3 protein-coding genes (1 of these 3 only partly in view) are annotated in these 12,957 nt (G+C 68.8%); 1 reads left to right on the forward strand and 2 read right to left on the reverse strand.

Annotation, left to right across the window (positions count from 1 at the left end; all coding sequences use genetic code 11):
* Together XM1_RS19830 and XM1_RS19835 are read right to left on the reverse strand one after the other, a co-directional pair.
* Nucleotides 1-8,734 carry the start of a LamG-like jellyroll fold domain-containing protein gene (locus tag XM1_RS19830; protein WP_068436541.1) on the reverse strand. The gene continues 26,837 nt to the left of window position 1, outside the view, so the window shows 8,734 of its 35,571 coding nt (coding positions 1-8,734); it begins with the start codon at nt 8,732-8,734; its stop codon lies beyond the left edge, outside the window.
* A 400-nt stretch (nt 8,735-9,134) separates the two neighbouring features.
* Nucleotides 9,135-11,594, reverse strand: coding sequence for a PAS domain S-box protein (locus XM1_RS19835; protein ID WP_068436543.1), 2,460 nt, complete (start codon nt 11,592-11,594; stop codon nt 9,135-9,137).
* A 198-nt stretch (nt 11,595-11,792) separates the two neighbouring features.
* Between XM1_RS19835 and XM1_RS19840 the strand changes: the two genes are divergently transcribed.
* The gene (locus tag XM1_RS19840; RefSeq protein WP_068436545.1) at nt 11,793-12,944 is read left to right on the forward strand and encodes an efflux RND transporter periplasmic adaptor subunit; all 1,152 of its coding nucleotides are present in this window, start codon (nt 11,793-11,795) and stop codon (nt 12,942-12,944) included.
* Nucleotides 12,945-12,957: the final 13 nt, after the last annotated feature.

Consider the following 12,957-nt stretch of genomic DNA (forward strand, 5'->3'; position numbering starts at 1 on the left):
TCTGCACCGTGCTGGCGGTGGATTCCGTTCCCGTGGCGGCCGTGGTGGTGACGGTCGGCGCCGTGGCCACCGCCTGGAGGCTGACGGTGGCGGTGGCGGCCGAAGTGGAATAGACCTCGCCGTCCGAGGCCTTCCACTGGAAGGTGTCGTTGCCGTTGTAGTAGCGGTCGGCGCGATAGGTCAGGTTGCCCAGCTGCGCCGCGGTGATCTCCTGGTTCAGCGTCACCGCCGTGCCGTTCAGCAGCAAGGTGCCGTGGCTGGTGAGCCCGGTGATCTGGATCTTGGCCAGCGCCTGGTTGTTGAGGTCGGTATAGGAGTTGGTGAAGGTGCTGGCCGACAGGGCCACGGTCTGGGTGCCCGAGGTGTTCTCCACGCCGGCCACGGTGATCGCCGAAACGGTCGGCGGCACGTTGATGTGGTTGACCGTGATGGTCAGCGTGCCCGTGGAGGTGAACACGCTGCTGACCGTCTTCACGGCGGCGTCGGTGCTTTCGATCTTGCTCTGGGCAACGTTCAGGGTGGCGGTGTCGGTCAGCGTGTAGGTGATGGTCTCGGTGCCCGAGAAATACTTGTTGGGCGTATAGACGATGGTGTTGCCGACCAACACGACCGTGCCGTGGGCGGCGCTGCCCACCGCCGAGATCACCACGCTGTCGTCCACCAGGGCGGTGTTGGAATCGAAGGCGCTGCCGTCGAAATGCTTGTCGTTGGCCAGGACGTTGACGGTCACCGAATTGGTGGTGACGCCGATGTTCTCGTTGACGCTGCCGGCATCGGCCACGGCCACGGCCGCCGCGTTGGTCTGGGCGGTCTTCACGGCCGCTTCGTTCAGGGCCTTGATGGTCTGGCCGACCTGGCTCTTGAAATTGGTGAAGCCGTCCTCGATAGCGCCCACGTTGCTTTGAATCTGCAGCACCGCCTGGGCGGCCGCCTTGGCGATGGCGGTCTGGTTGTCGGCGATGGCGAGCTGGGTCGCGGTATCGGTGCGCTCGGTCAGGGCGGCGGTGTAGTCGGCCGACACCGGAGTGGTCTTGCCCGACAGAACGCCCACGTCGATGACGTTCTGGTCGATGGCGCTGTCGGCCCCGGTCACCAGACCGGCGGCGGTGTTGGCGGCGGCGACCTTGGCGGCCGCCAGGGCATCGAGGTCCCCGGCCTTGGTGATCAGGGTGGACAGCGTCGCCAGCGTCGCCGTGCCCAGCACGGAGAGATGGTCGCTGTACCAGGTCTGCATGTTGCCGATGACCGTGGTCAGGCGGCCATGGATGTCGGTGGTGGTGCCGGCGTTGCTGTCGTCGTAGGCATCCCGCGCCACCGCGTACTGGGCATTGGCGAGAGTCTTGTCGGCCTCGGACTTGGCGGCCTGGGAGACGACCTCGCCCTCGATGGCGTCGATGGCCTTGACCAGGGCGGCGGTAGCGTCCGTGGCGGCCTGGGCGGCGGCGGCCGAGGCGGCGGCGGCCTTGGAATCGGCGCCGGACGCGGCCGCGGCGGCGATGTCGGCGGCGGAATCCGACGCGGTGGCCGCGTTCATCGAGGCCAGGGCCTTGGTCACATAGCCCTGGGCGGCGGACCCGGCGCTCTGGCCGGTGGCGGCGGTGACCGCCGAATTGTAGGCGGTGGTGGCAGTGGTCTTGGCGGTCTCGGTCAGGGCGGCCGCCGCGGCGGCGTCCACCGAGGCCTGGTGGGCGGCGGCGGCATGGGCCGCCGCCGAAGTGATCAGCGCCGAGATGTTGGCGGTGGGATTGGCGATAATGGTGTTGGCGGCGGACGCCGCGTCGGCGGCGGCGGCGGCGGCCTCGGTCTTGGCCAGCGCCGCCTTGTCCGTCGCGATCAGTTCCTGGGCGGCCGCCGTGGCGGCGGCAGTCGCGGCGGCGTCGGCATAGGTCTTGGCCGAGGTGGCCGCCGCAAGGGAGGTGGCGGCGGTATTGGCGCTGGCCAGCTGGGTGGCGATGGTGCCGGCATTGGGCGAGGCCGGATCGTAGACCGACAGCACCGTCGCCTTGGCCGAGGCGATCAGCGCCTTGTACTGGGCGACCAGATCGGCGGCGGCCTTGGCGTCGGCGGCGGCCTTCAGCGCGTCCTGGGCGTCCACGGCGGCCAGGGCGGCGGCCTTGGCCGTGGCGGCGGCGGTCAGCTGGCCTTCCACGTCCAAGGTGGAGTTGGCCTTGTCGAACAGGTCCAGCGCCTTGGTCTTGGCGGCGGTGGCGATGGCGTCGGCCTGGATGGCCTGCTTGTAGGCGGCGTCGATCAGGGCGTAGGCCTGGGGATCGGCGGACGTGGCGGCGGTCTTGTTCAGGACCCAGGTGTTGTAAAGCGCGGTGATGGCGGCCAGCTTGCCGGCCTCGCTGTTGGCGGTGCCCGAGGTGCCGATGGCGGCGACGATGGCGTCCTTGTCGGTCAGGGCCGTGCCGCGGTCGGTGGTCGCGGTGGCGTGCGACGAGGTGGCGGAGGCCCGCGCCGACAAGATGGTGGTCTGGTTGACGGCGGTGGTGACCAGAGCGGCCAGCCCCGACACGGCGGTGCCCGCCTGGGATTGCAGATTGGCGACCAGCGACACCTTGGAGGCGGCGATAGCGGCCTCGGACTGGGCGGTGGCGGCGTAATCGGCGGCGGACTTGGCGGCGGCGGCGGCGGCGGCGGCTTCGGTCTTGGCGGTCGCGGCATCGCTGAGGCCGGCGGCGGTATCGGCGTTGTTCTTCGCGGTCAGGGCGTTGGCCGCCGCGCTGCCGGCATTGTTGTCGGCGGTCTGCGCGTTGGAAGCGGCGGTGTTGGCCTGGGTGAGCGCGGTATTGGCCTGGGCGCTCAGGCCCGACAGGGTGGTATTGGCGGTGGTGATGGCGGTCTGGGCGGCGGCGATCGCCGCATTGGCCGCCGTCTTGTCCTGTCCGGTGATGCCGGCCAGGGTGGCAATGGCGTTGTTGATGGCGGTGGTCAGGCTGGTGACGCGGCCGGTGGCGTCGGTATAGGCGTCGTTGAACTTGGTGCGGACATCGGTCACCCCGGCGCCGTCATTGGCGGTGCCGTCGATCAGGTTGGCGGATTGCTGCGCCTTGGCGTAGGCGGTGTCGGCATCCGTATCGGCGGAATTGGCCTTGGCCAGCGCGGCGGTGGCCGCCGTCACGGCGGCGGCGGCGTCGGCGGCGTTGGCGGCGTTGAACTGCTGCTGCACCGCCTCGACCTGGGAGAAGGCGTTGTCGGCGGCCAGACGCCGGGCGTGGGTCAGGTCGTAGAGGCGATGAACCTCGGCGTTGAAGGCCACCACCTCGGCATAATCGGCCTGCGCCTGCGCCAGCGCCTGCTCCCAGGCGGCCTTGGCCTGGGACTGGGCATTGGCCAGGTTGGAGATGGTGGTATTCGCCAGGTTGTAGGCGGTCAGCGCGTCGGCCAGGGCGCTGTCGGCGGCGGTGACGGCGGCGGCGGCGGAGGTGTCGTCGGCGATGGCGTCGTTGCGCGCAGTGGTGGCCGCGTTGATGGCGGTGGTCAGCGCGGCGGTGTCGTGGGCGCCGAAAGCGGTGGCGGCGTCGGCGGCCTTGGCGGCCACGGTGGCGGCATGGGTGGCGGCCTCGGAGGCCTCGGTGGTGGCGGTGGCAAGGTAGGTGGCGGAATGGCTGCGGGCGTCTTCCAGCAGGGCGTCGGCCTGGCGCTCGGCCACCTGTTCGCCGGCGATTTCCAGGGTCTCGGACGAGGTCTGGGCGGCGGCGGCGGACGACAGGTTGTTCTGGGCCAGGGTAAAGGCGGCGGACGCGGCGTCGAGCTGGGTCTGCAGGCTGTCCGAGCGGCTTACGGCGGCAGTGGCGGCGGAATCGGCCTGAGCCGACGACGTCGCGGCGTTGACATAGGCGTTGTAGGCGGAATCATAGGCGTCGTGCCAGGCCGACTGCACCAGATCGCCGGGCGTCGCATTCCATTTGGCGGTGAGGGCCGCGGAAATCTGCGCCTCGGTGGCCGAGGCCGACAGCGAGGTTCCGGCATAGGCGTTGACCTTGGTCACCAGGCCGGCCACGAATTCCGAGTCCGGTGTATGGTTCGGCGCATAGGCCGGGGTCTGGCCGAGAGCATCCAGCAGCTTGTACAGGGCGGTATGCAGCGAGCTTTGCTGCGACACCAGGGCCGCATTCGCCGAAGCCTGGGCCACCAGGGCGGAATCGGCGTCGGAACGGGCCGACGCGGCGGCGGTATAGGCGGCGTCATAGGCGTTCTTGGCCGATGTCCACGCCGTGGTGGCGGTGGTGGTGGCGGCGCCTGAATTGATGCGGTTGCTGATCAGCGTGCCGGCCCGCCACGAATCGGCGGCGGTAGCGTAATCGGCGGCGGTGGTGGCCAGGGCGGCGGCGGCGGCGGCGGCGCTCTTGGCGGTGGTGAGGTAGGTGGCGGCCGAGGCGATCTCGTCGGCGGCCTGCTGGTAGCCCGTCCCCGCCAGCACAGCGGCGTCGAACTTGGCCTGGGCCAGATCGGCGTAGGTCTTGGCCAGGGCGGCGTCGGCGGCGACCTTGGACAGGTTGCCGGACCAGAAATCCAGATAGGTCTGGATCTCGGCGGTCACCGCGTCGGTGACGGTGACGCTGGTTTGCGTCGCGTTGGCCACCGTGTAGGTCTTGGCGGCGGTGTCCAGGCCGGTCTGCGTTCCGGCGTTGTAGCTCAGCAGGGCGGAATTGCCGGCGGCCGTATGGGCCTCGTCGCGCATGACGGCGGCGGTGGTCTCGGCCTGGCTCTCGGCGGCGGCGCGCACCGCCTGCTTGGCGGCGATGGAGGCGGCAGCCTCGGCGGCGGCGGTGGCGGCGGCGGCGGCGGCGGCATCCTGGGCGGCCTGGGCGGAAACCAGGGCTTCGTGCTTGGCGGCGGCGCCGGTCGCCACGTATTGCGCCTGGTCGGAATTGTTGGTGGCCTTCTGGCTGTCCTGCTGGGCGTCGGAAACGCCTGCCTGGGCCAGGGACTGCAGGGACGCGATGCTCTTGGCCGCGTTGGTGACGGCGGTCGAGCCGCCCAGGGTGTTGACCCCCGTCGCCACCGTGTCGATCAGGGCCAGCTTGGTCTGGGCGCTGCCATAGGCGGCGGCGGCGGCGGTCTTGTCGGCCAGGGCGGCGGCGGCGGCGGCGTTCACGTCCGTGGTGGCGTTGGACGCAAGGCTCATGGCGGCCAGCGCCGCCTTGGCGGCGGCCAGCTTGGTCACCGCGTCGGCGGCGGCGGCGGCGGCGGCGGCGGCGTAGGTGTTGACGACGGCGTTCTTGGCGGCGGTGGCCACCGCGCTGGCCACGTCTGCGGCCTTGGAACTGGCGAGGTCGGCCTTGGTCTGAGCCAGGGCGGCCTGGGTGGTGACGTCGGAAAGCGCCGTGTCCACATTGGCCAGGGCCGCCTTGGCGGCGACGATGGTTACGGCGGCCTGAACCGTGACGTTGGCGGCCACCGCCTGATCCTTGGCGGCGGAAGCGGCGTTGCGCGCCGCCAGGGCGTCGTCATAGGCGGTGTTCAGCGCGGTGACGTTGGTGTCGACGTTGGTGCCGTCGGCATTGGTGTAGGTGTTGAAGCGGGTCTTGGCGTTCAGCGCCTGGGCCAGGGCGTTCTCGGCCAATTGCAGCTGGTACGAGGCCTCGTTGGCCTCGGTGGCGGCATCCTGCTTGATCTTGGCGAGCGCCACGGTATCGGCCTGGGCCGCCTGGCTGCCCAGTGTGCCGTTCAGGGCGTTGACCGTGGCGGGCGGCAGCGGGTCGGTCGCCACCACCAGGGCTAGGGCGGCCTGGGCGCTGGCCAGATACTGGTGGGCGGAATCATAGGCGGCATTGGCACTGGCCACCGCCGCCTGGGCGTTGGACAGGCTGGTGGCCATGGAAGCGGAATAGGCGTCGTACTTCTGGGCGTCGGCGATGACCGCCTGCAGCGCCGTCAGGGCGCTGGCGGCGCTGTTCTTGGCGGCCAGGGCGTCGGCGTCCATCTGGACGGCCACGGCGACGGCGTCGGAGGCCTGGTTGTGGTAGTACTCGTAATGCCCGCTGGCCGTGCTCGGATCCTTGCCGTCGGCCGGATTGTTATTCAGGAAGGAATAGTTGACGTCGCCCTGGTACAGGCCATAGGCAGTGTCGCCGGCCGACTTGGCGTCGGCGGCGGCGGTGGCGGCATCCAGCGCATGGCCGCCGCCGTCGTGATTGGCGGTCCCCGAGGTGCCGGCCTTGGCCAAGGCGGTGTCGGCGTGGCTCTGCACCAGGGCCAGCGCGGTCGACACCTCGTGCAGGTAGAACGCGTCGGCGGCGGCGTCGGAGGCCTCGAAGCGCCACTGGGCGGCGGCCTCGGCGGCCTGCAGCGTGCCCAGGGTATCCATGTCGGCGACCGTGGTGTTCAACTGGGCCGCCGCCGCCGCCTGGGCAACAGCGATTGCGTCTTCCTTCAGATTGTATTCGTGCTCCGCCGCCAGGGTGACGCCCAGCTGGGTGTTGGAGTCGGAAAGCGCCGTCGTGTAGGACGAATCGCGCACCGCCGAAATGTCGCTGTAATAGCTTTGCAGGCTGACCGCCGCGTTCGAGGCCTGGCCGACCACCGTGGCGGCGGCGGACACCGCCGTGGCATCGGCGTGGTTGAGGCTGGTCAGCGCCGCCTCGGCGGCGTCGGCCACCTGCTGCGCAACCTTCCAGGACTGCGTCGCCAGATCCGCACCCTCGGCGGTGGTGACGAAGGCGGCATTGGCGGCAATCCAGGTGGTGACCGAGGCGTCGTCGGTGGCCACCGCCGGATGGGTCTCGTTGTAGTACTTGACCACGTAATAGCCCGTGGTCGGGTCGTTGGCCATGGCCGCCTGGACGACCACGGGATTGGCCGCCACGAACGCCTTGGCGGTAGCCAGGTCGGTGGCCAGATGAACGGCGGTGGTGGCAAGCGAGTTGTAATAGCGCACCACCGCCTGGGCGATGAAATAGGCGGTGGAATGGGTGTCGGTGGCCGCCCCGGCGGCCGTCGTGGCGGCGGCCAGCACCGCCGAATTGGCGCCGTCGGCGACAAAGGTGGCCACGGTGGCGGAATCCAGCGCACTGGCCGGATTGAGGGCGTTGTAATAGTTCACCACCGCCAGATTGTGACCGGCCAGGGCCAGGGCCTGGGCGGCGTCGATCTTGGCTTGCGCGGCGGCGATCAGAGTGTCGCGGGCCGTTCCGGCCACGGCGGCGGCGGCCGAGCTCATGTCCGAGGAGGCGCCCGACAGGTCGCTGCGGTAATCCGTGCCCCAGGCCGCCACGGCGTGGGCGGCGTCTGTCTTGTTGTAAAGGGCGGTCGCCAGGGCGGAATCGAGAGCGCTCTGCTTGGCGACGGCGGTCTGGAAAGCGCCCGCCGCCACGGTCTCGCCGTCGCGGAGCGCATTGATGGCGGCGGTCTTCGTCGCCAGGAGGGCCAGATCGGCGTCCACCGTCGCCTGGGCGGTGGTGACCTTGGCCTCCGCCGTGTGCAGGTCGTTATAGACGGTATGGTCGGAGGTGGAGACCCAGTCGGCGGTCCAGGCGTTGACCAGATTGGAGGTGGCCGCCGTGGGATCGTTCTTGTAGGAGAGCGCCGTGGCGTCCATGGCGGTGAGCGACGCCGCCGAGGTGGTGGCGGCGTTGACGGACACCTGAATCTGCGCCAGATCGGCGGCAACCAGCCCCTTTAAATTGCCCGCCGCCGCATTGGCGTCGGCCAGCGCCTTATTGGCGGTCGTGACCGCGGCGTTGACGACGGCCAACTGCGCGTGAACGCTGTTGTACAGCGCATTCAGCGTCGCGTCGCCGGCGGTCGCCCCGGCGAACGCCGCGCTGACCATCTGGCTGAGCAGCGCCCGGGCGGCGGTGACCGCCGCCGCCGCGTCGGTGGCGGCCTGCAGCGCGTCGGCCAGGAACTTCTTCAGATCGGGCGGGGTCGGCGGCGGCGGAGGCGGAGGCGGAGGCTTACTGTCGTCCGGCCGGGGCGGAACAGGCCTCACCTGATCGATGAAGACCTTGACGTCGACACCGATCTTCTGGAGCGCCTCGAGCAGCGAGGTCGGAGGCTTCTCGGGCGGCGGAGGCGGCGGAGGCGGCGGCTTGACCTCCTGTTGCTGCTGTTGCTGCTGTTGCTGCTGTTGCTGGTATTGCTGCTGGGCCTGGGAGGCGGCCTGGCTGTAGCTGTTGGACAGCAGATTCTGGGCGTTGGGCAGGTTGAAGGCGGCGGTGCCGCCCAGTTGCATGACCTGCTGCGGCGACAGGGTCTGCTGGGTGAGCTGCCCGCTGGGCGACAGGCTGGCGGCCTGGCCGGGGGCGTTCAGCGTGATGGACTGGCCGGAATTGGTGGTGATGAAGACTTCGCCGGTGACCTCGCCCTTTTCCTGCATCATGGCGACGGTCTGGCCGTTGCCCACCAGACCGGTGCCGCGGATGCCCACGGTCATGGTCGGCGTCTTCAGGGACAGCGCGTCGGGAGCGGACTTGGCCAACTGGCCGGACACCAGGGCGAAGGCGCCCGCCTGGACGTTGAGCGTGCCCTCGCCGGTCTTGCTCTCGGGATCGAAGGTCATCTTGTCGATGACCATCTTGCCCTTCTCGCCCAGCGACATGGTGGTGCCGTCGCCGAACACCACGCCGACCGCGCCGCCGGCCTTGGTGAGGAGCGTGTCGCCCTCGAAAATGGCGTCGCCCTTATTGAGCGTCTGAACTGATCCGTCGGCCCGCCGAACCTCGGCGGCACCGCTCAGAGTCTGAACCGTGCCGACCGCATCGGTCGCTACATCCCTTGGCGCCATGCCACCCTCTTCTCGCCATCATCCGCCCACGCGCCATCCCCGGCACGCGACAGCCACCTCGCACCACTCTGCATGATACGATGGATTGCGAGAAAAGGTCAATATACGGCATTCACCCGAGACAATTATAACCTTTATTTATCACAGTCTAGACGGAGACAATTAGGGACAATATAAAGAATGGCCTTATAATATCGCCACAATCCACAGTAAAAATATACCTCCAGCAAAGCCATACCCAACTTGATTGTCTTTGGCGCCATACGTTTAGACATCAACCATCACACGAAGTCGCAACTTTCTCATCAAGGGCACACTCAACCTTGCATCGACACCAGCATGGCGGAAAACCTAGCCCATCCGGATAAGCGCCGCTATGCAATAAGGCCTGAACTCAACCTTAGGTTTTACGGAGAGTGAAGCTGAAAGTACTTCCCCATCCGGGAGTCGATTCCACCCGGATGCGCCCGCCATGCCGTTCGACGATCTTCTTGCAGATGGCCAGCCCGATGCCGGTTCCATCGTAGTGTTCGCGGGTATGGAGTCGCTGGAACACCAGGAAGATGCGGTCGAAATAGGACGGATCGATGCCGATGCCGTTGTCCCTGACCGCGAAGGCCCAGCCGTCCGGCAGTTCCTCGGCGGAAACGGTCACCTCGGGCGGGCGCTCGGGCGAACGGTATTTCAGGGCGTTGCCGATCAGGTTCTGGAACAGCCGCAGCATCTGCAACCGGTCAGCGACGACCGTCGGCATGGGGCCGACCTCGAGCCGGCCGCCGGTCTCGGCCAGGGCGGCGCCTAGGTTGCTCCGCGCGTCGTCGAGCACCTCGGCCATGGAAAATTCGCTGAACTTTCCGCCCAGCCGCTCGACGCGGGAGTATTCCAGCAGGTCGTGGATCATGGCCTGCATCCGCTTGGCCCCGTCCACCAGGAAATCGATGAACTCGTCGGCGTCGGCGTCCAGCCGTCCGCGATAGCGGCGCTCGATCAGCTGGGCGTAGCCGGCGATCATGCGCAGCGGCTCCTGCAGGTCGTGGGAGGTGACGTAGGCGAACTGCTCCAGTTCCTTGTTGGAGGCGTCGAGCCGGGCCAGCAGGTCCTGGGTGCGGGCCTCGGCCTCCTTGGCGAAGCTGACGTCCCGGCAGATGAACAGCAGGCAGTCGAGATCGTCGAGCACCACCTCCTGCACCGAGATCAGCACGTCCAGCACGCTGCCGTCCTTGCGCCGCAGCCGGGTGCCGAAATCAGAGACCTGGCCGTCCCGGCGGATCAGCTTCACCAGCCGGGCGCGGTCCTCGGGCTCCGCCCAGACGCCCAGGCCCAGAGCCGTATTCCCCATGAACTCGTCGCGGGAATAGCCCAGCATGGCGGAGAAGGCGTCGTTCAGCTCGATGTAGCGCCCATCCCTCGTGGCGGAAATCACCATGGCGTCGGGGCTGGCCTGGAAGGCCTTGGCGAACTTCTCCTCGGACACCCTGAGGCGCCGCTCAGCCAGCTTGGCGGCGGTGATGTCCTCGATGGTGCCCACCAAACCGCCCGCCGGCCCCGCCTCGTCGGACAGGGCGGCGGCATGGCCGCGCACCCAGCGGATGGAGCCATCGCCGCGCACCAGACGCATCTCGGCCAGGAACTCGCCTTCGCCGCGCATATGGTGCCGCCACAATTCCCCCACCGCATCGCGGTCGTCGGGATGGACCACGTCGCACCACTTGCCGCCCAGCATTTGCTCGCGGGTGCGGCCCGCCAGGTCCAGCCAGCGCTCGTTGACGTAGAGGCAGGTGCCGTCGGCGTCGCTCTGGAACACGCCGACCGGAGAATGCTCGGTCAGCATGCGGTAGCGGGCCTCGCTGGCCGCCAGGGCCTGCTGGATGCGCTGGCGCTCGGCCAGGCGGCGGTCGGAGATCACCGCCAGCCCGACGGTGAGCAGCGCCAGGATCAGGGCCGCGCTTCCCTGGAAGGTCACGTCGCGGCGCCAGACCGCCAGAGCCTCGGACAGGGACATCCCGACCACGATCACCAGCGGATGGTTCTCCAGATGGCGATAGGCCAGCACCCGATCGCGGCCGTCGGTCACCGAGGGGCCGACGATGGAGCCCATCGGCGCGTTCCCGAGACGCCGCATCACCTCGCCGTCGGCAACGGATTTGCCGCGCCATTTCTCGCTGTCGGGCAGGCGCGCCAGGATGACCCCGTCGTCACGTATCAGGGTGGCGCGCCCGCCGTCGCGGGGCACGATGGTGTGCAGTTCGTCCTCGAAGATCTTGGGGTCCAGCGAAACCGCCACCACGCCCTGCAATGCGCCGTCTCCGCCGCGGATGGGACGGGCGACCACGACGCTGTGGCCCGCCACCACCCGGCTTTGCAGCGGCGCGCTGATGGCCACCGAGCGCAGGGGGTCGTCGAGCAGGTCCTTGAAGTACTCGCGGTCATGGACGTCCGTGCCGCTCATGCTCGGCAGGGTTCCGGCGATCATCACCCCCTTGGCGTCGATGAACACGGCGCTGCGGATCTCGGGGATGAACTTCATCCGGTTGCCCAGGGTGGCCAGGGCGCGGGTGGGGTCCTGCAGACGGCCGCCCGGCGCCGCCTCCTGCATCTCGGACAGCAGCTGGTCGATGCCGCGCAGGACGCCCGCGATGTGCTCCTCCGAGACCCGGGCCAGGGCCTGGACCAGATATTCGGTGTCGGAAACCTCCTTGCGGTAGGCCCCCACCGCCTGCCAGATGCTCAGCGCCGCCAGACAGGGAACCACGATGGCCGCCAGAAGGCGGGCCCGCCACGCGTTGACCGGACGCAGCACGACAGGCCCGGCACTGCCGAGCAACGTCTTCGAGCCCGGTTCTGGCTGGCGTGCGTCCATACCCGGAACAATACATGCTGAACGTATAGTCTACAATAATAGGGCCTGCTCCAGGGCCGGCCGAGTGCTTCCCTTGTTGACCGACCGCCCCGCCGCTCGCTAAAACCGAACCGTTCAGTTCAGTATGGCCGGCGGCTTGTGCCCGGGAACGGCCATGACCATTCTTTCCAGACACTTTCGCCGATACGGGACCGGATCATGGATAGTTCACCCAGCCGCCTTAAGCTTTCGCTTCCCGTCCTGTTGCTGGGCGGCCTGGCCTTGCTGGGAGTGGCGGCGGGAATCGCCTCGTTCTCGTCGTCCTCGCCCACCCCGGCCGGGGCGCAACCGGCGGGCGGACCGCCGGTGACGGTGGCGCAGCCGCTTACCCGCTCGGTCATCGACTGGAACGACTATACCGGACAGTTCGCCGCCCAGGATTACGTCGAGGTGCGCGCCCGGGTCAGCGGCTACCTGACCGAGGTGCATTTCACCGACGGGCAGATGGTCAACAAGGGCGACCTGCTGTTCGTCATCGACCCGCGCCCCTACGAAATCGCCCTGGCCTCGGCCCGGGCCAAGCTGGACCAGGCGTCGGGCACCAAGGAATTCGCGCGGCGCCAGCTGGCGCGGGCCAGCGAGCTGAACCGCAAGGAATTCGTCGCCGAAAGCACGCTCGACCAGCGCACCGAGGAATCCAGGGGCGCCGGCGCCGGCGCCCAGGCCGCCATGGCCGCCGTGCGCGACGCCGAGCTGAACCTGCAGTTCACCCGCATCACCGCCCCCATCTCGGGACGGATCAGCGCCAAGCAGGTCAGCGTCGGCAATCTGGTCACCGGCGGCCCCAATGTGGCGTCGCCGACCCTGCTGACCTCGATCGTGTCCCAGGACCCCATCCAGATGGGCTTCGACATGCCCGAGAGCGACTTCCTGGCACTGTCCAAGCGCGGGCCGCTGGTGGGCGCCGTCGTCCAGCTGACCGTCGGCGAGGAAAAGCGGGACGGCCGCATCGACTTCGTCGATAACCAGATCGACCGCGGCACCGGCACCATCCGCGTCCGCGCCCTGGTGGACAATCCGGAAGGGCGCATTCCCGCTGGGGCCTTCGCCCGGGTGCGCCTGGCGGCCTCGGATACCTACCAGGCCCTGCTGATCCCCGATTCGGCGGTGGCCACCGACCAGTCGCGCAAGCTGGTGATGACCGTGAAAGACGGCACCGTGACGCCGAAGGTGGTCCGCCTGGGCCCCAAGGACGGAACGCTGCGGGTGATCAAGGACGGCCTCGCCCCCGACGACGAGGTGATCATCAACGGCCTGATGCGCGCCCGGCCGGGGGCCAAGGTCACCGCCCAACCCGGCAAGATCCAATAGCGGGACGGGAGCC

The organism is Magnetospirillum sp. XM-1 (assembly GCF_001511835.1).
Lineage (GTDB): Bacteria > Pseudomonadota > Alphaproteobacteria > Rhodospirillales > Magnetospirillaceae > Phaeospirillum.

Bases quoted from the DNA above. Each gene is read 5' to 3' on its own strand.
- XM1_RS19835 (WP_068436543.1), bottom strand. From the start codon at position 11,594: ATGGACGCACGCCAGCCAGAACCGGGCTCGAAGACGTTGCTCGGCAGT.
- XM1_RS19840 (WP_068436545.1), top strand. From the start codon at position 11,793: ATGGATAGTTCACCCAGCCGCCTTAAGCTTTCGCTTCCCGTCCTGTTG.